Source organism: Lacibacter sp., assembly GCF_035299325.1.
GTDB lineage: Bacteria > Bacteroidota > Bacteroidia > Chitinophagales > Chitinophagaceae > Lacibacter.
Genome location: NZ_DATGWT010000004.1, coordinates 364,480 through 386,787 on the forward strand (window position 1 = coordinate 364,480; position 22,308 = coordinate 386,787).

23 protein-coding genes are annotated in these 22,308 nt (G+C 40.7%); 9 read left to right on the top strand and 14 right to left on the bottom strand.

The window, feature by feature from the left end:
- Positions 1 to 33: 33 nt before the first annotated feature.
- From VK159_RS03275 to VK159_RS03290, 4 genes are all read left to right on the top strand, one after another.
- Positions 34 to 813 (top strand): AMP nucleosidase, encoded by a 780-nt coding sequence (locus tag VK159_RS03275; protein WP_324228709.1) that lies wholly within the window; start codon positions 34 to 36, stop codon positions 811 to 813.
- Positions 810 to 2,549: an ABC transporter ATP-binding protein gene (locus VK159_RS03280; RefSeq protein ID WP_324228710.1), complete on the top strand. Its 1,740-nt coding sequence runs from the start codon at positions 810 to 812 to the stop codon at positions 2,547 to 2,549. Before VK159_RS03275 ends, VK159_RS03280 begins: the two co-directional genes overlap by 4 nt.
- Before the next feature lie 212 nt (positions 2,550 to 2,761).
- A complete protein-coding gene (queA, locus tag VK159_RS03285; RefSeq protein ID WP_324228711.1) occupies positions 2,762 to 3,811 on the top strand; it encodes a tRNA preQ1(34) S-adenosylmethionine ribosyltransferase-isomerase QueA in 1,050 nt (349 codons plus the stop codon).
- A 121-nt stretch (positions 3,812 to 3,932) separates the two neighbouring features.
- Positions 3,933 to 4,448, top strand: coding sequence for an acyl-CoA thioesterase (locus tag VK159_RS03290; protein WP_324228712.1), 516 nt, complete (start codon positions 3,933 to 3,935; stop codon positions 4,446 to 4,448).
- A gap of 89 nt (positions 4,449 to 4,537) precedes the next feature.
- On the opposite strand, the gene VK159_RS03295 is transcribed toward VK159_RS03290, so the two are convergent.
- The 3 genes from VK159_RS03295 to VK159_RS03305 form a co-directional block, all read right to left on the bottom strand.
- A complete protein-coding gene (locus tag VK159_RS03295; RefSeq protein ID WP_324228713.1) occupies positions 4,538 to 5,707 on the bottom strand; it encodes a carboxypeptidase-like regulatory domain-containing protein in 1,170 nt (389 codons plus the stop codon).
- Positions 5,688 to 6,518 carry an ion transporter gene (locus tag VK159_RS03300; protein WP_324228714.1) on the bottom strand — a complete coding sequence of 277 codons (831 nt, stop codon included), beginning with the start codon at positions 6,516 to 6,518 and terminating at the stop codon, positions 5,688 to 5,690. The genes VK159_RS03295 and VK159_RS03300 overlap by 20 nt, the downstream gene beginning before the upstream one ends.
- A 125-nt stretch (positions 6,519 to 6,643) precedes the next feature.
- Positions 6,644 to 7,414, bottom strand: coding sequence for a lysophospholipid acyltransferase family protein (locus VK159_RS03305; RefSeq protein WP_324228715.1), 771 nt, complete (start codon positions 7,412 to 7,414; stop codon positions 6,644 to 6,646).
- Between the two features lie 121 nt (positions 7,415 to 7,535).
- Here VK159_RS03305 and hxpB point away from each other — a divergent pair, with 121 nt between their 5' ends.
- Positions 7,536 to 8,192: a hexitol phosphatase HxpB gene (gene hxpB / locus VK159_RS03310; RefSeq protein ID WP_324228716.1), complete on the top strand. Its 657-nt coding sequence runs from the start codon at positions 7,536 to 7,538 to the stop codon at positions 8,190 to 8,192.
- Between the two features lie 3 nt (positions 8,193 to 8,195).
- Here the strand turns inward: hxpB and VK159_RS03315 are convergent, their stop codons facing one another.
- From VK159_RS03315 to VK159_RS03325, 3 genes are all read right to left on the bottom strand, one after another.
- On the bottom strand, positions 8,196 to 9,968 hold the full coding sequence (locus VK159_RS03315; protein ID WP_324228717.1) for a chloride channel protein: 1,773 nt from the start codon (positions 9,966 to 9,968) through the stop codon (positions 8,196 to 8,198).
- A gap of 5 nt (positions 9,969 to 9,973) precedes the next feature.
- On the bottom strand, positions 9,974 to 11,350 hold the full coding sequence (locus VK159_RS03320) for an HAD-IB family phosphatase (protein ID WP_324228718.1): 1,377 nt from the start codon (positions 11,348 to 11,350) through the stop codon (positions 9,974 to 9,976).
- 242 nt (positions 11,351 to 11,592) lie between these two features.
- Positions 11,593 to 12,777, bottom strand: coding sequence for an acyl-CoA dehydrogenase family protein (locus VK159_RS03325; RefSeq protein ID WP_324228719.1), 1,185 nt, complete (start codon positions 12,775 to 12,777; stop codon positions 11,593 to 11,595).
- Positions 12,778 to 12,868: 91 nt separating this feature from the next.
- Here VK159_RS03325 and VK159_RS03330 point away from each other — a divergent pair, with 91 nt between their 5' ends.
- Together VK159_RS03330 and VK159_RS03335 are read left to right on the top strand one after the other, a co-directional pair.
- Positions 12,869 to 13,285, top strand: coding sequence for a hypothetical protein (locus VK159_RS03330; RefSeq protein ID WP_324228720.1), 417 nt, complete (start codon positions 12,869 to 12,871; stop codon positions 13,283 to 13,285).
- A gap of 128 nt (positions 13,286 to 13,413) precedes the next feature.
- The gene (locus tag VK159_RS03335) at positions 13,414 to 14,037 is read left to right on the top strand and encodes an SGNH/GDSL hydrolase family protein (RefSeq protein WP_324228721.1); all 624 of its coding nucleotides are present in this window, start codon (positions 13,414 to 13,416) and stop codon (positions 14,035 to 14,037) included.
- A 55-nt stretch (positions 14,038 to 14,092) separates the two neighbouring features.
- On the opposite strand, the gene pyrF is transcribed toward VK159_RS03335, so the two are convergent.
- The 8 genes from pyrF to VK159_RS03375 all read right to left on the bottom strand — a co-directional run bounded on the left by pyrF (position 14,093) and on the right by VK159_RS03375 (position 20,031).
- Complete coding sequence (pyrF, locus tag VK159_RS03340; RefSeq protein ID WP_324228722.1) at positions 14,093 to 14,923, bottom strand: orotidine-5'-phosphate decarboxylase; 831 nt, start codon at positions 14,921 to 14,923, stop codon at positions 14,093 to 14,095.
- Positions 14,920 to 15,264, bottom strand: coding sequence for a DUF5615 family PIN-like protein (locus VK159_RS03345; RefSeq protein ID WP_324228723.1), 345 nt, complete (start codon positions 15,262 to 15,264; stop codon positions 14,920 to 14,922). The genes pyrF and VK159_RS03345 overlap by 4 nt, the downstream gene beginning before the upstream one ends.
- Positions 15,264 to 15,491: a DUF433 domain-containing protein gene (locus VK159_RS03350; RefSeq protein ID WP_324228724.1), complete on the bottom strand. Its 228-nt coding sequence runs from the start codon at positions 15,489 to 15,491 to the stop codon at positions 15,264 to 15,266. The genes VK159_RS03345 and VK159_RS03350 overlap by 1 nt, the downstream gene beginning before the upstream one ends.
- Before the next feature lie 118 nt (positions 15,492 to 15,609).
- Positions 15,610 to 16,887, bottom strand: a complete 1,278-nt coding sequence (gene kynU, locus VK159_RS03355; RefSeq protein ID WP_324228725.1) for a kynureninase — start codon at positions 16,885 to 16,887, stop codon at positions 15,610 to 15,612.
- An 82-nt stretch (positions 16,888 to 16,969) separates the two neighbouring features.
- Positions 16,970 to 17,806, bottom strand: a complete 837-nt coding sequence (locus tag VK159_RS03360; protein ID WP_324228726.1) for a glycerophosphodiester phosphodiesterase — start codon at positions 17,804 to 17,806, stop codon at positions 16,970 to 16,972.
- Positions 17,807 to 17,862: 56 nt separating this feature from the next.
- Positions 17,863 to 18,495 (bottom strand): FMN-binding negative transcriptional regulator, encoded by a 633-nt coding sequence (locus tag VK159_RS03365; RefSeq protein WP_324228727.1) that lies wholly within the window; start codon positions 18,493 to 18,495, stop codon positions 17,863 to 17,865.
- A 77-nt stretch (positions 18,496 to 18,572) separates the two neighbouring features.
- On the bottom strand, positions 18,573 to 18,821 hold the full coding sequence (locus VK159_RS03370) for a GlsB/YeaQ/YmgE family stress response membrane protein (RefSeq protein WP_324228728.1): 249 nt from the start codon (positions 18,819 to 18,821) through the stop codon (positions 18,573 to 18,575).
- Positions 18,822 to 18,936: 115 nt separating this feature from the next.
- Positions 18,937 to 20,031, bottom strand: a complete 1,095-nt coding sequence (locus VK159_RS03375; RefSeq protein WP_324228729.1) for an Mrp/NBP35 family ATP-binding protein — start codon at positions 20,029 to 20,031, stop codon at positions 18,937 to 18,939.
- Between the two features lie 102 nt (positions 20,032 to 20,133).
- Between VK159_RS03375 and VK159_RS03380 the strand changes: the two genes are divergently transcribed.
- Together VK159_RS03380 and VK159_RS03385 are read left to right on the top strand one after the other, a co-directional pair.
- Entirely contained in the window at positions 20,134 to 20,775 is a 642-nt protein-coding gene (locus tag VK159_RS03380) for a carboxypeptidase-like regulatory domain-containing protein (RefSeq protein WP_324228730.1), read from the top strand.
- Positions 20,776 to 21,030: 255 nt separating this feature from the next.
- Positions 21,031 to 21,921 (top strand): 3-hydroxyacyl-CoA dehydrogenase family protein, encoded by an 891-nt coding sequence (locus tag VK159_RS03385; protein WP_324228731.1) that lies wholly within the window; start codon positions 21,031 to 21,033, stop codon positions 21,919 to 21,921.
- Positions 21,922 to 22,308 lie beyond the last annotated feature (387 nt).

The following is a 22,308-nucleotide window of genomic DNA, read 5'->3' on the forward strand; positions in this document are numbered from 1 at the left end:
ATGATTAATTTAGCAGAATTTAATTGCAAAAAGATGAAAACAAAAGAAGACATCGTTAAGAACTGGCTGCCACGCTACACGGGGAAAAAACTGGACGAATTTGGTAAGTATATACTACTCACCAATTTCAGCAATTATGTAAACATGTTTGCTGAGTGGAACAATGTTGAGGTTGTAGGAAAAGATAAGCCCATGCAATGTGCCACTGCTGAAGGTATAACGATCATCAACTTTGGAATGGGAAGTGCCACTGCTGCAACAGTAATGGATCTGCTGTCGGCCATTCAACCAAAAGCCGTTTTATTCCTCGGCAAATGCGGCGGGTTAAAACATAAGAACAAAATCGGCGACCTCATTCTTCCAATTGCAGCAGTAAGAGGCGAAGGTACCAGCAAGGATTATTTTCCATCTGAGGTACCGGCGTTGCCTTCGTTTGCTTTGCAGAAAGCTGTATCAACAACCATTCGTGATTACGATAGTGATTATTGGACAGGAACCGTTTATACAACCAACCGTCGTGTATGGGAACATGATACAGAGTTTAAAGCCTACCTGGAAAAAATTCGTGTGATGGCGATTGACATGGAAACGGCTACCATTTTTACAGTTGGTTTTTTCAACCACATTCCTACCGGTGCTTTGTTGCTGGTAAGTGATAGCCCTATGACGCCTGAAGGTGTAAAAACAGAAGAGAGCGACAAGAAAGTCACCACTCATTTTGTGGAGAACCATATTAAGATCGGCATTGATTCATTGAAACAATTGATCAACAACGGCAACACCGTAAAGCATCTGCGATTTGAAGAGCAATGATGGATCTGCTTCAAATAAACGAACTTGAAGTAAACTTCAAAACGGATGATGGTTTTGTAAAAGCCATACATGGTATTTCATTTAGTGTTGGCAAAGGAGAAACGGTTGCAGTGGTGGGCGAAAGCGGATCAGGCAAATCTGTTACTGCACTTTCTGCACTGCAATTAATTCCACAACCGCCGGCTTCTTATCCCAACGGCAATATTTTCTTCACAAAAAAAGACGGATCTGTCATTGACCTGCTCAAGGCTTCAGCAAAAGAATTGCAAAGTATTCGTGGTAATGAAATTGCCATGATCTTCCAGGAACCAATGAGTTCACTCAATCCTGTTTTTACTTGCGGTATGCAGGTGATGGAAGCCATTCAACTGCATCAAAAAGTAAACAAAGAAGAAGCTGCCAAACGAACATTGCAATTATTTGAAAAAGTGAAGTTGCCCAATCCGGCAGCTATGCTTAGCCGTTATCCGCATCAGCTTAGTGGCGGACAAAAGCAACGGGTGATGATCGCCATGGCGATGAGTTGTAATCCATCACTGTTAATTGCTGATGAACCAACAACAGCGTTGGATGTAACGGTGCAAAAAACAATTCTGCTGCTCATAAAAGAATTACAACAGGAAACGGGTATGGGTGTGTTGTTTATTACGCATGATCTTGGTGTAGTACATGATATTGCCGATAAAATTGTTGTGATGTACAAAGGGCAAATTGTAGAGCAAGGTTCAGTTCGGGATATTTTCGATAACCCGCAACATCCGTACACAAAAGCTTTACTTGCTTGCCGGCCTGCACTTCATCCAAAAGGAAAACGTTTGCCGGTGGTGAGTGATTTTTTAGGTGTAGAAAATGGAAAGGCGAAATTGGAAAATGAACATCCAAATCCCAATGTACAAAATCCAAAATCCAATTACCAAATACCAAATTCCCAAGTCCTTACTCCTCTTCTTCAAATACAAAACCTGAACGTTTGGTTTCCGGAGCAGAAAAAACTGTTTGGCAAATCTTCTTCTTACATTAAAGCCGTGAACAATGTAAGCTTCGATGTTTACAATGGTGAAACATTAGGACTTGTTGGAGAAAGTGGTTGCGGCAAAACAACATTGGGCAGAGCATTGCTTCGTTTGGTTGATGCAACATCGGGTAGCATTTTACTGAATGGTGAAAACATCCTCAACCAATCATCCGCTGCATTCAAACAACAACGAAAAGATCTGCAGATCGTTTTTCAGGATCCTTATTCATCCCTGAATCCACGTATCAGCATCGGCGATGCCATTGCTGAACCAATGCTGGTGCATCAACTTCAACCCAGCCAAAAAAGGGCGAAAGAAAAAGTGATGGAGCTGTTGGAAAAAGTGAATCTAACTCCTGATCATTTCAACCGATACCCACATGAGTTCAGTGGCGGACAACGGCAACGGATCGTGATAGCAAGGGCATTGGCTTTGCATCCATCGTTTATAGTTTGGGATGAATCAGTTTCGGCATTGGACGTAAGTGTACAGGCGCAGGTGCTGAACCTGCTCAACGATCTGAAGCAGGTATTCAACTTCACCTCCATCTTCATCTCCCACGATCTTTCGGTGGTGCGTTATATCTGCGACCGCATTATTGTGATGAACAAAGGGCAAATAGAAGAAATGGGCACATCTGAAGAAGTTTATTTCAAACCCAAATCAGATTATACCCGCCAATTGCTGTCAGCCATTCCCGGCCAGGCTTTACAATCCTAAACTTGATGAATAAGTTCGCAGTGATCAGCTTATACCCTGCAGCTTTGGTTGTGGATAAAATTCCCCGATTTTCGCCTAAATTCCTTACCTTCGCACGCATTAAAAAGTAACAGGTTCAAACCCGGTGCCGTAAGACGGGGTTTGGAGAGTCACTCCCGAATACTCACCTCAACGCTGCGTTTGCACCCGTTACTAAAATTATAAAACGCAGTATGAAGTTATCACAGTTTACGTTCGATCTACCCCTCAATCTCATTGCCCAGAATCCTACAAAAAAACGTGAAGACAGCCGTTTGATGGTGGTTCACCGCAAAACAGGCCAAATTGAAAACCGCCAGTTCCGTGACATCATGGAATACTTCGACGACAAAGATGTTTTTGTAGTCAATAACACAAAAGTATTTCCTGCCCGTATGTATGGCCGAAAGGAAAAAACAGGTGCTAAAATTGAAGTGTTCCTTCTCCGTGAATTAAATAAGCAAAACCGTTTGTGGGATGTGATTGTAGATCCCGCAAGAAAGATACGTGTTGGTAATAAATTATATTTCGGCGAAACAGAAGATCTGGTTGCTGAAGTAATTGACAACACTACTTCACGTGGACGTACAATTCGTTTCCTGTTTGATGGTACTGATGAAGAGTTCCGCACAGTATTGTATGCGATGGGTGAAACACCACTTCCAAAATATATTAAGCGCAAGCCGGATGATGAAGATCGTGAGCGTTACCAGACAGTGTTTGCAAAGCATGAAGGTGCTGTTGCAGCTCCAACTGCAGGTATGCACTTTAGCCAGGAATTGATAAAGCGTTTAGAAATTCAAGGTGTGCGTTTTGCAGAAGTAACATTGCATACAGGTTTAGGAACCTTCCGCCCTATTGAAGTGGAAGACCTGAGCAAACATAAAATGGATGCAGAGTATTACAAGATCGATGACTTCTCTTGCAAAATTGTAAACAAAGCAAAAGAAGGAAAAAACCGCATCTGTTCTATTGGCACCACAACCATGCGTGCATTGGAAACTTCCTTTACTGCACAGCAGTTATTAAAACCAAGTGAAGGCTGGACGAATATTTTCATTCACCCTCCTTACAATTTTAATATCGCCGATTCATTAGTTACAAACTTCCATTTGCCAAAAACAAGTCTGTTGATCATGACCTGTGCATTTGCCGGTTACGATCTTACAATGGAAGCATACAAAAAAGCAATTAAAGACAAATACCGTTTCTTCAGTTATGGAGATGCGATGTTGGTGATCTGATTATACAATCCCTCTCCCAACCGAGAGGGATTTTTTCTTTTACCACAAATAGAGAACGCAGCACAAAGAATTTTCTTCGATTAATTTGCGATTTAGTGACTTTACAGCCAAACTTATTCAAATGAACAGCAAAACAGCAAAAGAATCATTTATTATAATGACAGAGTTGGTACTCCCCAACGATACCAACGTATTTGGCAACCTTATGGGTGGCCGATTAATGTATTGGATGGATATTGCCTCTGCATTAGCAGCAGGCAAGCATTGTAACTCACCAGTAGTAACAGCAAGCGTTGATAATATTTCGTTTGAAAACCCAATCAAGCTGGGGAACGTTGTGCATATTGAAGCCAAAGTATCAAGAGCATTCAACAGTTCTATGGAAGTACACATGAAAGTGTGGGGTGAAGATACCGTGCAGCAATACCGATACAAAAGCAATGAAGCGTATTATACATTTGTTGCGCTTGATCCAAACCGCAAGCCTAAACCTGTAGCACAATTAATTCCTGAAACAGAAGAAGAAATAAAACTGTTTGAAGGTGCATTGCGTCGCAGACAATTGCGTTTAATTCTTGGCGGAAAGATGAAACCAAATGATGCAGCAGAGTTGAAGGCGTTGTTTGCGGAGGAGTAATTTTTTTCAATATTTCACTTCATGTATTACATGTAACAAAGGTTGTTTTTAAAATAACCTTTGTTGCGTTTGTTACCGGCCTTGAAAACTCACTCCGGCACATAATCTTCCGGCAGCATATTAGCCAACCGTTCATACGACCACATGCCATCATAATAAAATCCCATTGCAGAAAGTACCCTGCCCCGATTATCAACAAGGATCGGAGGATGGAAAGGGCGAAGACCGGTAACTGTTCCTGTTCGTGGCTGACCACCGATAATCCTGCTACGCATGATATCCTCTTTGAGGTCAGTATTTTTATTGTAAAGTATCCTCAGCCAATCTGCAGTTTTTAATTGATAGATTTTATAACCGGAATCTCTGTATACCCGTAACACACTGTCTTCTGTTACAGGCACTGCTATATTGAAACTGTTATTGATTCCTGCAGGTGATGCTTGTATTACTACCGGCTGATCTGGTTGCGGCTTCATCTCCTTTTTATAAACGTTTTGCATATCAAATCCTTCTTGTTTTAACGTGCAGCCTACAAGGCTCCGGAAAAAATGCATACTGCTGCCCTCATAAGCCTCTCTTCTACGTTTCAACCATTTTCGCTTTACAGTTCCATTTTCATCTTTCTCCTGAAAACGGGTATAACCATAAAACCTCGATTCGCCGGTACGGCGATTCAAATAAAAATCAACCAGGTCGAAATGAACCACGTAACCCAACTCCGGATTGTCAACGACAATTGTTGTATCGCAATAAGCAACAATTTCATTCTTATCCTGTGTAGCTGCAAATTGTACATCCTTCAGGTTACGGATCTTTGCACGTTTTGCAGCACTTGTTTCGCCCAAAAGATTTAATTTAAACGCTTCAAGATATTTCATGCGGGTTTCTTCCGGCAAGATGAGCAGCTCACGCATCTCACTATCTTTCTTTGTCATTTGGAATGTAATGCGAAGCGAAACTGTTTGCAAATCGGCTGCATATAACAATCTGTCATACCCAACAAATGAAGCAATCACTTCATAACTGCCGGGAGCAAAAGGTCCCAATTGAAATTCACCTGTTGCATTACTTATAGTTCCTGTAGTTGAATTATTGATAAATATGCTGGCGTTGGAAAGTGGCAACCCGGTTTCGGCATCCAAAACTTTACCTCGGATATAAAGGGATTGTGCAGCAGTATTACTCTGCAGCAACAGGCAAATGATGATAAGCTTATAAATTGAACCCATTCTTACTTCCTTAAGTATGATGACGATCATGATCATCCGGGTGAAAACTCTCACCACAATGAGGGCACTTAACTGTTTTCTTTCCACGCAAGTGCTGCACCTCCTCCAGGAAACCTGCTGTGATAATACCGGCAGGTAAAGCAAAGATGGCAACACCACTCAACATGATAACACCTGTCATTACTTTTCCGATTATTGTAACCGGTATCATATCGCCGTAACCAACGGTGGTGAGCGTTACAATTGCATACCATAATGTTGCGGGTATACTGGAAAAGACGGCAGGTTGAGCAGTGTGTTCAGCAAAGTACATTACACTGGATGCAATGATGATAAGAATAAGAATGAGCACCACACTCAACTTCAGATCGCTTGCCCGTTTTACAAATACATTCCTGATCATTTTTGCCGATTTCATATAAGCCGTGAGTCTGAACAAACGTAAGAAGCGAAGCAGACGAAGAATACGCAACATCCGCAGGTCGAGCCCAACAACAACATGTACATAAAAGGGAAGAATAGCCAGCAGATCGATCAAGCCTTCAACAGAGAACATATACTTGACCCTTCCAAAAAACGTGTGACTGTAGCGTGGATCATGATCGCAACTCCATACACGCAATATGTACTCTATTGTAAAGATGATCACAGAAATAAGATCGAAGTAATAAAAGAATGTCTCGTATTTATCATGTAACGATGGTACAGTTTCAAGAATAACCACCAATACGTTTGATATAATCAGAAATATAATAAATGCGTTGATGGTCTTATCCCATTTGGTTTCACCCAGTTCGGGATGAAGAAGAATATGTACTTTTTTTCTGGTTGCGTGATACATGCAGTAGTTTTTGGCAGTTTTAAAGTTAATGAATAATACAAGCAGTACAACCCGTTCTGATACGGCTTTAAAACAAAAAAGGATGAATAACAATTCATCCTTTTTTGTTTGCTCTGTCTGCAGAATTATTTATCGATCACGCTCATCAGGTGGTGCTTCCCTTTGAGCATATACTTTTTACTTTGTTCAATCGCATCCATTACCTGGTCGAGAATTTCTTCAACAGGCGCATTATAATCAATGTTCATGGGTTCTTTGATAGTAACGGAAAGAATGCTGCCTTTCTTTTTAAACTTCAATCCTTTTTTATTGAATGCACGCCAAAACCCATTGATCACAATCGGCACAACAATGGGCTGGTTTTGTTTAATGATGTAAGCGGTTCCTTTACGGCCCGGAGCAAATGGCTTTGTTGTTCCCTGCGGGAATGTGATCACCCAGCTATCGTTTAACGCTCTTGCAATTTTTCTTGTATCACCAGGATCGAGACCCCGCTGCACTTCCTTACCTTCTGCACGCCATGTACGCTTCACCGTGAGTGCGCCTGCACTGGCAAACAAACGGGTGAGCCATGTATCTTTCATGGTTTCTGCTGCTGCCACATAATAAATTTTTGTGATAGGGTTCAGCAGGTAGTAAGGAACACCCAATCCTTTATATTTACCCCACTTGGCTGCAAAAAAGATATGCAGGAAAGTGATTACGTCAGCAAAATACGTTTGATGATTACTTACAAACAGCACATTACGTTTTGGAAGATCCTTTAATCGTTCCGCACCATTTACCTGCAGTTTGTTGATGAGGGCAACGCCGGGATAAGTGATAACACCAACAACACCGTACACCACACGACGCAACAAATTCAAATTCTTTATTCGTTCGAAGAAAGTTGACATGGTTAAAGTTGATTGACGCCCCGGAGGGGTGGTGCAAGATAACAATTTGGTAATATTGGCAAACATTAATTTTAGGTTGTCGGGTTATTACTACAACGTTAATTGCCCCTACTTTTGCGCCATGAAATTGAAGGCGGTTATTTTCGACATGGATGGCTTACTCATTGACAGCGAACCGTTATGGCAGGAAGCCGGGAGCGAAACCCTTGCAGAATTTGGCAAAGAACTTACACCTGACCAATACCACTCATCAACAGGTTTGCGCACAGAAGAATGGATTCAGCATTGGTTCCATTATTTTGATATATCAATAGACCATTCAGCGACTGCTATAGATACCATCATCAGTAAAGCCATTTCAAAAATTGACGAGAAAGGAATCGCCTTCCCCGGGGTTGATCATGTTATCTCTTTCATGAAAGCACATTCGCTGAAGGTTGGACTTGCAACTTCTTCTCCCCTATCGTTGGTTGACATAGTATTGAAAAAACTTGATCTGCAAAACAGTTTCAATGCAATAACATCTGCAGAAAAACTTCCGTTTGGCAAACCACATCCTGAAGTATATCTCAATTGTGCTGCAGCGTTAGGAGTAGCAGGAATGGAATGTATTGCATTTGAAGATTCGTTTAATGGAATGATTGCTGCAAAAGCTGCACGTATGAAATGTGTGATTGTGCCGGCGCTTCAAGATTATGATCACCCGAAATGGAATGCAGCAGACCTGAAGCTTAAATCACTGCGTGAATTTGATGAAGAGAAGTTAAAACAGTTATAACAATTAACCGGCGAGATGATGAGATGTAAGTGTTTCACGTAACAACCCAAGTAATTTTCGCTTATCGGCAAAACCAATAAAAGCTCCGTCAGTATTCAGTACGGGTAAATACCATAAACCGGATAGATCAAACAACCGCATAATTTTTTGTATATCATCTTTAATGGATATGCTGTATTGCGGTTTTACCATTATTTCACGAACAAGTTTTACGTCGAATACCTCTTCCCGAACCAGGATAGATTTTACATCATCAATATAAACAAGACCTGCCAACTTCCTGTCTTCATTCAGAACAGGGAACACTGTTTGATCTGTTACTAAAAAAGCATCTGACAATTTGCGAAAACGATCATCCTGTTTCAACGAAATATAGTTCCGTTCAATAATTGCTTCAGGCTTAATATTATTCAACAGTACAAGCTCCCGGTCATCAACCTTAAATCCTTTCTGCGCCAATTTCTCTGTATAAATAGAGTAAGGTTCAAATGCACGGCTGATAAAATAACTCACGGCTGCCACGATCATCAACGGCACAAACAATGTATAACCACCTGTTACTTCTGCAATCAAAAAGATAGCTGTCAATGGTGCGTGTACAACACCACTGATGATACCGGCCATGCCTGCCGCAACAAAATTCACGGTGAGCAATTCTTTCCAACCGGTGGTATTAAAAAAATGAGCAAACCCAAACCCGGTAACAGCACCTGTAAATAATGTAGGTGCAAAAATGCCACCGTTTCCACCGGCGTTAATAGTAATGGCAGAAGCAACTACTTTAAACAAAACAATTGCAATAACTACCAGCAGTAACACATAAGGGTTTGTAACCCATTCACCATAAAATGTATTATCAAGCAGCTTACTTGTATCACCGTTAAATAAAGCAGATACCGTAGAATACCCCTCGCCATACAATACAGGAAAAAAGAAAATCAACAGGCCTAACGTCAGGCCTCCTGCAATTGCTTTCGGAAGAATAGAGGAAGAAGCGGCAAACTTTTTCTCTGTCCAGAAATACACACGCATAAAATAAACTGATACCAATCCACACAAGCCACCCAACAATAAATAAAACGGGATCGCATCAATTTGCCATTCCTTTGTAAGCAGGTAAAACAAATGTTCATTGTATAACAACCTGGATATTACAGCACCGCTTGCAGATGCAATCAAAATGGGAATAAATGTAGGAATAGAAAACTCTGCCAGCAATACTTCCATTGCAAACAACACACCTGCAACCGGAGTATTAAACACAGCCGCAATACCTGCTGCAGCTCCACAAGCAAGCAATACAACACGTTCTTTCTGGCTCAGCAAAAACACACGTGCAATATTTGATCCCACTGCAGAACCAGTAATTACAATCGGTGCTTCCAATCCAACCGATCCGCCAAACCCAACTGTAACAGCACTGCTAACCATGTGACTGTACATATTATCCGGTGGGATATTTCCATGACGTTTGGAGATCGATTGAATGATACCGCTGATACCTCTCCCGATTTTTCCTTTGCGTATCTTCTGAACATAAAATACGGTAATCAAAATACCAATGAGCGGCAACAGGTAATACAAATATTGCCAATCATGCCCTCGAAATAATTCACGCAACCAAAACTGAATTGCATGCACTGCTTTCTTCAGGGCCACAGCAACAAGCCCTACCGATACTCCAACAATGATACTGGAAACCAGGAGAAAATTCCGCTCACTGATGTGTGAGGCTCTGTAACGGTTAATATTTCGAACAACCGACCTGATGGACATACTTATCAGGCAAATTCAAGTAGTTCTCCAAATGATGGAACAGTTATTTGCCGGTCGGCAAGATAATTCAATAATTCATTGGTTGAACAAAATGAAATACCCACTCCCACATGTTTGATCATGCAAAGATCATTCTCACTATCACCAATGGCAATTGCATTATTAATATCGATCTTGTAATGGCTCAGTATATGCTGCACTGCATTTGTTTTACAGATCGTGTGCTTGCAAAGCGAATCTTTTGTATTGAAAAAGAATGAAGGCAATTTCACTTCACCGGTTGCTATACTTTTCGAAAATTCCAATTCGTTTGCCAACGAAAAATCAGCACCGATCTTTGTTTTAACATGATTTGTTACCACATCATAACTGTCACTGATGATACCAACTACATAACCACGGATTTTTAATTCCTTGACCACCTCTTTTACATCATGTACCAATGGAATGCTGTCAGCGACTGCTAATATCTGTGAAAGATTTAATCCTTTCAGCAGCTTGGCAATGGTCTTTGTCATGCTGGTACCATCTGTTTCACTTGTACGGATGTTGAATAGCTCTTTTTCAAAGCCATACAATTTTGCACAGGTATCAATAAACCGACCACGCAGAATTGTATTATCCATATCAAAAATGGCGATCTTTTCAAGACCCATTACGCTTTCACGAATAGCAAAATCCATCTGGTCCCGTATTTCGGAAAATGATTGAAGTTCTTCCAGTGTTGCATTAGGCTTATTCTGCTGCATGGCTTTTTGAATAATAGCACGTGATACTTCTTTACTCATTTTTCCCAATGCCTGCCATGGTTTACTTTTATTATCGATGTATCCGATGTTCACTTCAGTAATGCGTGCCTTTTGTAAATACATATCGATGAGGATGCCGATATCAACTCCATAATCATCATAAAAGTCAATCGTTTCAAAATATTTTTTACGACCGGCGATCATACCACTGAGTGGTTGCTCGAATTCGGACAGATCAGGAAATAAAATATTCAGCAATGGCTTTGCAACAAGTTCGGTTACACGACCTGCATTGCGGCCAAATGTTGCTTTTACAAAATCATGTGTATCGTTAATTATCGGATCGGTAAGATCACGAATTGTATTGGGTGGATACGGATCAATATCGCCATCCAGAAAAATTAAAATTTCATTTGTTGCACACAGCATCCCTTCTTTCATTGATGCTCCTTTTCCAAGCTTGGTACTCGTGATTACTTTCGCTCCTGCTGCTGTGGCTTTTGCTACTGTTTCATCAAATGATTTATCATCTACCACAACTACCTCTGAAACATTTTCATTTTCAAACGCAAATTTGATTACATTCTCAATTGTTTCGGCTTCATTCAATACCGGAATGATTACTGTTACCATACAGATACATTTTTTTGTTAGAAATCGGGTTGAATTACAGTCAGTTTACACAGAGTAATGGCAGGAAAAAGAAATTGCCGCCGGATGTATTGCAAGATGGATGCCATAAAAAATGGTTGCATCCAAAAAAAGAAACTTAAATCCGGATAAGGCAAAACGGTTGAAATTCTTTGTGTTAGAAAGATACCCATAAAAAAAGGATATCCTGTTAAGATATCCTTTTACTTAAAAACAAATAATGATTATTTAAACGCATTGATACCGGTAACATCCATACCTGTAATAAGCAGGTGAATATCATGTGTACCTTCATAAGTGATCACACTTTCGAGGTTCATCATGTGACGCATCACAGAATATTCTCCGGTAATACCCATACCGCCTAACATTTGTCGGGCATCTCTGCAAATATTTGTTGCAATTTCACAACTGTTACGCTTTGCCATACTTACCTGCTGCGGTGTAGCTCTGCCTTCACTCATCAATACACCTAAACGCCAGTTTAATAATTGTGCTTTGGTTATTTCAGTGATCATCTCTGCCAGCTTTTTTTGTTGCAATTGAAATCCGGCGATTGGTCTATCGAACTGAATACGTTCTTTGCTATAACGCAAAGCAGTATCGTAACAATCCATTGCAGCACCTAACACACCCCATGCAATACCATAACGTGCTTTGGTTAAACAACCCAACGGCCCTTTCAATCCTTTTACATTCGGCAGAATATTTTCCTTTGGCACTTTTACATTATCAAAAACCAATTCGCCAGTTGCACTTGCACGCAAACTCCATTTGCCATGTGTTGTTGGTGTTGAAAATCCTTCCATTCCTCTTTCCACAATTACACCACGCACAATACCCTCTTCATCTTTTGCCCATACAACAGCTACCTGTGAATAAGGTGCATTGCTGATCCACATTTTTGAACCATTCAAAATAACATGATCACCTGCATCTTTTATATTCGTCAACATGCTGCTCGGATCACTACCATGATTGGGCTCTGTTAATCCAAAACAACCCAGCCATTCGCCACTTGCAAGCTTTGGCAAATATTTTTTACGCTGTTCTTCATTGCCATACGCATAGATTGGATACATCACTAAACTTCCCTGCACACTTGCAGTTGAACGCACGCCACTATCGCCACGTTCCAATTCCTGCATCATCAATCCATAACTGATATAATCTAAACCGCCACCGCCATATTCAACGGGTACCGTTGGGCCAAAGCAACCTAAGTCGCCCATTTGTTTTACGATCTGTACAGGAAACTCTGCTTTTTGTGCATAGTCTTCAATAATAGGAGAAATTTCTTTTTTCACATAGCTGCGAACTGCATCACGAATCAACTTATGTTCTTCGGTTAACAGCTCATCTACTAAAAAATAATCGGGGCTTTGAAATAAGTCTTGTTTCACTGACATAGCAAAGACGTTCGTTTTAAAAGATAACAAATGTACGTGTGGGCATCCACACAAAAAAGTTGTACTTTTTCGCCAATCAAACGATTCCTGTATGAAACATTTTCTTCTTTTCATTTTACTGGGTACAGCCTGCACTGCCTATGCGCAACAGGGAACTGAAAAACCGAAAGAAAAAATCCAGCCTTACTGGTTTGTGATGTTGCTGAAAGGCAATAATCGTTCGCAGGATTCTGCAACGGCTGCGAAAATACAGGAAGGACATATGGCGAACATGGCACGCTTACATAAAGAAGGAAAACTGAAAGTTGCCGGGCCATTTGGCGATGGTGGAGACTGGGTTGGACTATTTATTTTTGATGCGTCTGCACCCGGTTGCAAAACAAAAGAAGAGATCGAAATGTTGGTTAAAACGGATCCTGCAATAATTGCCGGCCGTTTAACTTACGATATCCGGCCATGGTGGACGATGGGAAGCGGTAGCTTTAAAACCGGTATTCCTGAAAATTAAATTCACAACAACATGCATAAAGCATATATTTCGATTTGAACTTCTACAAAATATTTATCAGCCTTATGCAATTCCTAAACGCAATCGTTCTCTTATTATTTCTAACCATTTCATGCAACAGCAGTAAGATGCCAACAAACACGTCACAAAAAAAATACACCTATCTCGCCCTTGGTGATTCTTATACCATTGGCGAAAGTGTTCCTTCAGAAAAAAACTTTCCGCACCAGGTTGTTGCATTGTTGCAAAAAGAAAAAATAACGATCGATGAGCCGGCGATCATTGCTAAAACCGGCTGGACGACTGATGAACTGCAGGAGCAATTAAGTCGGGTACGATTAGCAGTGCCGTTTGATTTTGTAACACTGCTGATTGGTGTTAACAATCAATACCGTGGGCGTAGTGCAACAGAATATGCACAGCAGTTTGAAGAATTGCTGCAGCAGGCAATAGGTTATGCAGGTGACAAAACAAACCATGTAATTGTTTTAAGTATTCCTGATTGGGGTGTAACACCATTTGCAAAAGACAGGGATAAAAATAAAATTGCAACAGAGATTGATGCATTTAATGCCATCAATGAAAAGATAGCGAAAAAGTATAAAGTGCATTACATCAACATCACGCCGTTTACAAGAGAAGCAGCAACTGATAAAACATTAGTTGCTGATGATGGATTACATCCTTCAGCAAAAGATTATACAAGATGGGCGGAGAAGGTGAAAGAGGTGATGATGAATGAGATGAAATAAATGTTTCAACAACCGCCGTCAGGGTTTTCAACCACTGACGGGATTTTTCAACTTCTTACTTCAAATAAGATTTCATTTCAAATTGATACTGCTCTGCAATCGCCTTAGCTTCTGTTGCAAAATCTTCTTTACCTGAAGCATAAATAACTGCACGACTAGCATTAACAAGAAGCCCGCAATCGCCATTCATTGCCTTTTCTGAAATATCTTTTAAGCTTCCACCTTGTGCACCAACACCGGGCACCAATAAAAAATGATCAGGGATAATGCTGCGGATGTTTACAAACTCTTCAGCTTGTGTTGCACCAACTACAAACATTAAATTATCAGGAGTACCCCATTTAGCAACAGTGCGTAAAACACGTTCGTATAAAAACTCTGCACGTAAATGTGTTTCGCCATTTTCACTGAGGAGCTGTTTCAATTCAAAATCATTGGCGCCTTTGTTGGATGTAAGTCCCAACACAATCGCCCACTTACCTTCGTATTCTAAAAATGGACGCACACTATCTTCACCCATATATGGCGCAACAGTTACTGCATCAAAATTCATGGCTTCGAAAAAAGCCCGTGCATATTGTGAAGAGGTGTTACCGATATCGCCACGCTTGGCATCAGCAATTTTAAAATGCGTATCGGGAATATAATTGACCGTGCGTTCCATTACTTCCCATCCTTTCACTCCCATAGCTTCGTAAAACGCAGTGTTGATCTTATAGCTTACGCAATGCGGCAAGGTAGCATCGATGATTGCTTTATTGAATTCAAACATCGCATCAGGATGTGATTGTAAATGTTTTGGAATCTTGGTAAGATCAGTATCTAAGCCAACACACAAGTATGATTGCTTTTGCTGAATTTGTTCGATTAAAAATTGACGGGTCATGATTTGGTATATATTTCAAGCAGACCAATGTCTGTAGAATTTGAAATCTCGTTGATGGAAGAAAAATGTTTTATTATCAATTCAAACAGGTAAACAGTTCGCATATTTCCTGTCTTGATCAAAATGACTTTCGGAGGAAAACCATAAAGGTTAGAGAGATTTAAAAAATCTTCATCGTTAGTAACAATGATAAGATTTTCTGTTAATGCAAATTTCCAGATGGATCTATCTGTTGCCGGAACCGGCAAATCAGTTTGTTCAACATGAATACAATCAATCCCTTTTTCTTGCAACAACTTTACCAGCCGCCAGGAAATATTTGCATCCAGTAATAATTTCATCAGGCTGCGATCATTTTAATCATTGATTCCCTGTTGGCGGCAAATGCAAGAGCAGCCAGGATATGTTGTTCAGTCAATAAAGGGAAATCAGCCAGTATTTCTTTGTGCGAAGATCCTTGTGCCAACAATTGCAGCACATCGCCAACAGCAATTCGTGTGCCCTTTAAACAAGGCTTACCGAAACGTACTTCCGGATCGATGAAGATATATGATGCAAATTCTGTCATGTCGCAAAGATAAAGAAAGTCGGGAAGGAGAAAGCTGGAAGTCTTGCGTGGGAACGCCCGGAAGAATCAACCCGAAAAACAACCTTCACAACGCTTCCGAGCTTCCTGTCTTTCGGGCTTACGGACTTAGTATTCCTTTCATCGCCTCACCGAATTTCCACACTTCTTCAAATGTATTATACAAAGGCACAGGTGCTAAACGGATCACCGATGGTTCCCGCCAATCCACAAAGAAATCCTGTTCCATCAAAGCATTGTAAATTTCTTTGCCCCGTTGCAGCATGTTCATACTTACCTGGCAACCATGCTCGCCTTCGTTACGTGGAGTAATGAATTCAATGATGGGTTCCTTTTGCGAAGCATTTACTTCATCAAGGATATACCACAAATATTCAGTGAGTAATTTTCGTTTGCGGTTGATATTCTCCCAGCCAGCTTCTTCTACAATTTCCAATGCAGCCAGTTGTGATGCATATAACAACAAAGCCGGTGTTCCTAATTGCCAACCTTCGGCCGATTGAACGGGTTTGAATCCTTTTTCCATTTGAAAACGGGTTTCTTTTTCGTAACCCCACCACCCTGCAAAACGTTTTATTTCTGCATCATTATGATAACGCTCATGTATGTAAGCTGCTGCCACTGCACCCGGACCAGAATTGAGATATTTGTAATTACACCAGCACGCAAAATCAACATTCCAGTCGTGTAAGCTCAATTCGATATTACCCGCAGCATGCGCCAGGTCGAATCCAACTTTTGCACCGGCTTGTTTTGCCAGCTGCGTAATGGTTTGCATATCGAATACTTGTCCGCTGTAGTAATTGATACCACCAAATAACACTAATGCCAACTCTTCCCTGTGTTGTACAATGATCTGCAGCAGATCTTCATTGCGGATTATGTGTTCCCCTTCTCTTGGTTTTACTTCTATGATGGCATCAGCAGGATCGAACCCGTGATGCTTTACATGTGTTTCCATCATGTACTGATCACTGGGAAATGCTTTTGCTTCACAGAGAATTTTATACCGTTTGCCTTGAGGACGATAAAAACTCACGAGCATTAAATGCAAATTCACGCTGAGGTTGTTCATCACCGTTACTTCATGTGGCAAACAACCAACGATCTTACTCAACGGACCAACCAACCTGTCATGATAATCCATCCATGGCTGCTCGGCATGAAAGAATGATTCAACGCCCAGCTTTCCCCAATCATCGAGAATGGTTTGGAGTTTATCCTTTGTTCGTTTTGGTTGCAAACCAAGTGAATTGCCGAGAAAGTAAACCTTCTCGGTTTCATTGGCTGATGGAATAATAAATTGCTGACGGAATGCTCTTAACGGATCCTGTTGGTCGAGCTGTTGAGCAAATGCAAGCGTTGGTTGAAACTGCATAATTTTATGTTGGTCAGACGCCCTCGTCGGACCTTCTGTGTTATTCTGTTATTCCCGTCCGACGAGGGCGTCTGACGGAGTTTTAAAATAAACTCGGGTAATCGCTGATAATGCCATCAACACCCATTTTCGTTAATTGTTCAATTTCTTCTTTTGTGTTCACCGTCCACGGAATTACTTTGATCTTTTTTGAACGACAATAGCTGATCAACTCAGCATTCACCAATGAATAGTGCGGACTGTAAATCGTTGGCAAAAAGCCCAATGCTTCAATTTGTTTTTCTATTCCACGCTTATCATCATCTTCAATCAGCATTGCTGTTTTCATTTGAGGATAGTGTTGATACAGGTATTGCAATGTGCGAAAATCAAACGACTGGATGATTACCTGTTTTTCCAGTTTCTTTTCTTTGATCACTGCCATCAATAACTCAACAAATTCATCGGGTTTGGGATGATAGAGTCCGTCGCCAATGGGTAAACATTTTGTTTCGATGTTGAAGAAGGGTTGCGGACGATTGTGCGATTGTATATAAACAGCGACACTATCAAACAGATCACGCAGTAAAGGTTTTACAGCAGCAATTTTTTTCTGTTGTGGAAAACGAAGATGAGGTTTTAATCCTACATCATATGTTTTCACCTGCGTATACGTCATCTGAAAAATGTTCAATCCCCTTTCTTCAGCAACTGTAACCGCTTCTCCATTAGGCTTTGTTGTAATATCATGATTAAAAAACGGCTCATGTGAAACAACAACCTGCTTATCTTTTGTGATCACCACATCAAGCTCAAGCGTTGTTACATTTAACTCCAGTGCATGCAGCATCGCAGGAATTGTATTTTCCGGCATCAAACCCCTGCAACCACGGTGGCCTTGTTTATCGAACCCTTCAATTTTACTAACATTATTCTGCATCAGCTTCGTTGTACATGAAACAATTAAAAAAATGAACAGTGTAAAGATGAATACTCTCATTTTTTAAACACTTTATCTTTTCGTTCTTCCATCACCTTCGCCACTTCGGCAGCTTCACCAGCTTCTGCTTTCAGATGATCAATGATATGATGATAACTTTTCTCATCCCTGTTCTGGCTCAGTTTAAATACATGCTCAAGCGAAGTCACTTCAATTTCAAAACCAATAATGGCTTTCATTAAACGTGCAGTGTATTCTTCCGGCAAATTATCAAATACTGTTGCAGAATGTACATTGTTATGCTCGTAATGCAGCGACAGTTTCCGCAACGCATCAGCCAATCCTTTTTCATCTAAAAAACGAAGTTGCCCACGTGCATGCACACTACTATAATTCCAGGTACTTACATTTTGCGGATTTTCGTACCAGGTTGCACTTACATATGCATGTGCACCCGTAAAGATCACCAAGGCTTCCGTATTTTTTTCAAACACAAGATGATGATCCTGTTTTCTTGTTACATGTCCGAGTAAATACAATTTACCTTCCCTTTCTTCAATCAACAATGGTAACTGTGTTGCAATCGAACGTCCGTCGGCATTACCAATGAGCATCGCAAAGGGATGCTGTTTCATAAATTCTACAACAACCTGTTCATCAGGTTCTTTAAAATGACTAAGGTTATACATGTATCAAAGTTAAGTGAACCATCAAACAAAAAATATGGCGGACTTAATGCCCGCCATTCCTTATCACAAGTTCAACTTCATTTTCGGTTAAACAACAGATTAATGATGGCTAAAATAACAATGGCACCGAGTGCACCTGTTAAGATTGCGCCTACCCAACCTGTTCCAAAGCTAATGCCCAGTTTACCCAGTAACCAATATCCTACAAAACTTCCGAGGATACCCACTACAATGTTTCCGAGTAAACCAAGTCCACCGCCTTTAAAAATAAAAGCGCCCAGCCAACCGGCCAGTGCACCAATTAAGAGTGTTACAATGAGTTCCATACAATTGTTTTTTGCAGATGATGAATAATGTCTGGCACAACATACCCTAAAATTATCGTGCCAAAAAAATGGCGGACCTTCGGCCCGCCATTATAAAAATCAAAACAATATAATTTTAAGACACAATTTCAAGTGTTTGGGTTGCAGGTATTTCTGCGTTACGCATAGAGATACTGCGTACCGCCGCATCTGTAAATTCTTCAAATGCTTTTTTGGTCACTTCATCATCTCCAGCCATTATCGGCTTACCATAATCGCCACCTTCACGAATGCTTTGCACCAATGGAATTTGTCCAAGAAAAGTCAATTCAAATTCATCAGCTAAACGTTTGCCTCCGTCTTTTCCAAAAATATAATACTTGTTGTTTGGTAATTCGGCCGGTGTGAAATAAGCCATGTTCTCCACCAAACCAATAATCGGCACTTTTATTTGTGCCTGTCCAAACATCGCTACTGCTTTCTTCGCATCAGCTAATGCAATATCCTGAGGGGTTGTTACAACAATTGCTCCTGTTACAGGAACTGTTTGCACCAACGTTAAATGAATATCACCAGTGCCCGGAGGCATATCGATCACTAAATAATCCAAATCTTCCCACAACACATCTGTTACAAACTGGCGAATAGCACTGCTCGCCATCGGGCCACGCCAAACAATGGCATCTTTTTCATTCACCAATAAACCAATGCTCATGAATTTGATACCATACTTCTCCATTGGAACGATCATTCCTTTGCCATTCACTTCTGTCATTTTCGGACGTTCACCTCTTACACCAAACATCATCGGCACACTTGGACCGTAAATATCAGCATCCATCAAACCAACTTTTGCACCGCTCTGTGCTAATGCAATGGCGAGGTTGGCACTCACTGTGCTTTTACCCACACCACCTTTACCACTTACAACTGCAATAATATTTTTTACGTTTGGCAATATTGATTTGGGGTCTTTCCTGTTGCTGCTGGTATTGGAAGTGAAATTCACGATCACCACCGCATCTTTATTCACCAATAATTCAATGGCATTGGTGGCCGCACGCCCCATCATATCCTTCATCGGACAAGCAGGTGTCGTCAATACGATCGTAAAAGAGACTTTATTACCATCAATTTCAATGTCTTTAATCATATTCAGCGTAACGAGGTCTTTACCCAAATCCGGTTCCTGTACGTTACTCAATGCCTGCAGCACTTGTTCCTTTGTCATGTTTGTAGTATTTGTTAAAAAAGCTGATCAGGCTGCAAAATTAACCATAGATCGCTTCCGATTGGTGAGGCAAATCATGTTTTCCACTTATTTTTGATGCAGATGAAGAAATTTCTACTCCTTTCGCTGCTGCTTGGTTTGCTTGCCCCTATTGCTGTAAAAGCTCAGTTCGAGTCCTTTAAAGATTCCATTGTTCAGTTATATGGTGTGGTGATGACAGCCGACAGCCTTCGTGGCCTCCCCGGAGTTACCGTGAAACTGCGTAACCAGAACCGTGGTACGTTCACCAACGAGCAAGGTGTATTCAGTATCGTCGTGTTGAAGGGCGATATTATCGACTTCACTTATGTTGGTTTCAAACCAAAAGAAGTGGTGATACCATCAAACATCGAAGGAAATTCTTTCAGTATTATTCAGTTGATGGTGGTTGATACAGTTTACCTGCCTGCCACGATCATTAAAGCAAGACCCCGACGGGAACAGTTTGAACGGGAATTTTTAGCCGCCGATGTGCCTGCCGATAAAATTGAAGTGGCCCGCCAAAATACACGAACCGCACAATCAAGAATATTGCAACAATCATTACCGAGAGATGGCAGTGAAAACTCGAGGTATGTGCAGAATCAATACGCACAAACGCAATACTACAACGGACAGTTCCGCCCGCAAAACATCTTTAACCCTGTTGCCTGGAATGAATTTATACAGGCATGGAAACGGGGAGATTTTAAGAAGAAAAATTAGGTTTACAACAGAGTCACAAAGACACAGAGTTATTTTTTTTGTAGTGAGCTTTCGTACAACAATGTAGCTTTTGTTGCCACGCTCGCTTGTACATTCAATTCATTACTCAACAAGCTTTGTGATCTTTTGTATTTCTTCCCGCCTTTGAGCCTTCGTGGCAAATTGCCTTTGTCTTGCATCAGCATTTTTTCTAATTCAAGTCATGCATTCAACAATTGTCTTTTCCTATATTGTGCACAATAAAAAAGCATATAAATGAAACAGATTGCTGTCGTTGGTGCAGGAACCATGGGAAATGGAATTGCACATGTATTTGCCCAAACAGGTTTTAGCGTAACATTGATTGATGTAAATCCCGGTCAACTCACAAAGGCTATCGAAAGCATAGGTAAAAATCTCGACCGGCAGATCGCAAAAGGAACTATTACCGAAGATCAGAAACAAAGCACGTTAAAAAATATTACCACCACACATGATCTGCTGAAAGGTGTAACCAATGCTGAACTGATTGTTGAAGCAGCAACAGAAAATGTAGAGCTGAAGCTTGATATTTTTGAAGAGATCGATAAAGCCGCTCCGGCAGGATGTATTCTTGCAACAAACACTTCGTCTATTTCCATTACAAAAATTGCTGCGGTAACCAAACGACCGGGCATGGTGATCGGTATGCATTTTATGAATCCTGTACCGGTGATGAAACTGGTAGAGATTATTAATGGTTATGCAACAAAGAAAGAAGTAACAGATACCATCGTAGAGTTGAGTAAACAACTTGGCAAAGTGCCTTGCGTGGTAAACGATTACCCGGGTTTTATTGCCAACCGTATTTTAATGCCCATGATCAACGAAGCTATTTGCAGTTTGCATGAAGGCGTTGCAGGTGTTGAAGAAATTGATACAGTGATGAAACTTGGTATGGCTCACCCGATGGGACCTTTACAGTTAGCTGATTTTATTGGGCTGGATGTTTGTCTTGCTATTTTGCGTGTACTGCAGGATGGATTCGGCAACCCGAAATATGCTCCTTGCCCGTTATTGGTGAATATGGTTACTGCGGGTAAGTTAGGTGTGAAAAGCGGCGAAGGATTTTATAGTTATGCTGGAGGGAATAAGGAGTTGGTAGTGAGTAAGAGCTTTAGGAAGTAAATATTAGCCATGTTGGTCATCTGACCAACATGGCATAATGCCTGCAAGATTATATATTTCAAATCAAACCAGAGCATGCCCATCCTATTCTACAATTTTCGTACATAAGTTTTTGTAATTCTACAACAACTACCTTCAAGTGCGTTAAGAGAAATAACTCTACCGGATTTTGCATCTTTTAAATCGTCACCACAAATTTCCCAACGATATGTAGTATTGCCCCCATTACATGAAACGTAATAGTTATTACATCCTGTATCATATGTGTCTACTCTGACCTCCCATGTCTCACAGGAATTCATTTTTTTGCAACTGCTAAAGCTAACCATTATAACAAGAATGGCAATGGGGAGTATTGAAAGCTTTTTCATACTTATAGTTTTAATT

Bases quoted from the DNA above. Each gene is read 5' to 3' on its own strand.
- VK159_RS03275 (WP_324228709.1), top strand. From the start codon at position 34: ATGAAAACAAAAGAAGACATCGTTAAGAACTGGCTGCCACGCTACACG.
- VK159_RS03280 (WP_324228710.1), top strand. From the start codon at position 810: ATGATGGATCTGCTTCAAATAAACGAACTTGAAGTAAACTTCAAAACG.
- queA (WP_324228711.1), top strand. From the start codon at position 2,762: ATGAAGTTATCACAGTTTACGTTCGATCTACCCCTCAATCTCATTGCC.
- VK159_RS03290 (WP_324228712.1), top strand. From the start codon at position 3,933: ATGAACAGCAAAACAGCAAAAGAATCATTTATTATAATGACAGAGTTG.
- VK159_RS03295 (WP_324228713.1), bottom strand. From the start codon at position 5,707: ATGATCGTCATCATACTTAAGGAAGTAAGAATGGGTTCAATTTATAAG.
- VK159_RS03300 (WP_324228714.1), bottom strand. From the start codon at position 6,518: ATGTATCACGCAACCAGAAAAAAAGTACATATTCTTCTTCATCCCGAA.
- VK159_RS03305 (WP_324228715.1), bottom strand. From the start codon at position 7,414: ATGTCAACTTTCTTCGAACGAATAAAGAATTTGAATTTGTTGCGTCGT.
- hxpB (WP_324228716.1), top strand. From the start codon at position 7,536: ATGAAATTGAAGGCGGTTATTTTCGACATGGATGGCTTACTCATTGAC.
- VK159_RS03315 (WP_324228717.1), bottom strand. From the start codon at position 9,968: ATGTCCATCAGGTCGGTTGTTCGAAATATTAACCGTTACAGAGCCTCA.
- VK159_RS03320 (WP_324228718.1), bottom strand. From the start codon at position 11,350: ATGGTAACAGTAATCATTCCGGTATTGAATGAAGCCGAAACAATTGAG.
- VK159_RS03325 (WP_324228719.1), bottom strand. From the start codon at position 12,777: ATGTCAGTGAAACAAGACTTATTTCAAAGCCCCGATTATTTTTTAGTA.
- VK159_RS03330 (WP_324228720.1), top strand. From the start codon at position 12,869: ATGAAACATTTTCTTCTTTTCATTTTACTGGGTACAGCCTGCACTGCC.
- VK159_RS03335 (WP_324228721.1), top strand. From the start codon at position 13,414: ATGCCAACAAACACGTCACAAAAAAAATACACCTATCTCGCCCTTGGT.
- pyrF (WP_324228722.1), bottom strand. From the start codon at position 14,923: ATGACCCGTCAATTTTTAATCGAACAAATTCAGCAAAAGCAATCATAC.
- VK159_RS03345 (WP_324228723.1), bottom strand. From the start codon at position 15,264: ATGAAATTATTACTGGATGCAAATATTTCCTGGCGGCTGGTAAAGTTG.
- VK159_RS03350 (WP_324228724.1), bottom strand. From the start codon at position 15,491: ATGACAGAATTTGCATCATATATCTTCATCGATCCGGAAGTACGTTTC.
- kynU (WP_324228725.1), bottom strand. From the start codon at position 16,887: ATGCAGTTTCAACCAACGCTTGCATTTGCTCAACAGCTCGACCAACAG.
- VK159_RS03360 (WP_324228726.1), bottom strand. From the start codon at position 17,806: ATGCAGAATAATGTTAGTAAAATTGAAGGGTTCGATAAACAAGGCCAC.
- VK159_RS03365 (WP_324228727.1), bottom strand. From the start codon at position 18,495: ATGTATAACCTTAGTCATTTTAAAGAACCTGATGAACAGGTTGTTGTA.
- VK159_RS03370 (WP_324228728.1), bottom strand. From the start codon at position 18,821: ATGGAACTCATTGTAACACTCTTAATTGGTGCACTGGCCGGTTGGCTG.
- VK159_RS03375 (WP_324228729.1), bottom strand. From the start codon at position 20,031: ATGACAAAGGAACAAGTGCTGCAGGCATTGAGTAACGTACAGGAACCG.
- VK159_RS03380 (WP_324228730.1), top strand. From the start codon at position 20,134: ATGAAGAAATTTCTACTCCTTTCGCTGCTGCTTGGTTTGCTTGCCCCT.
- VK159_RS03385 (WP_324228731.1), top strand. From the start codon at position 21,031: ATGAAACAGATTGCTGTCGTTGGTGCAGGAACCATGGGAAATGGAATT.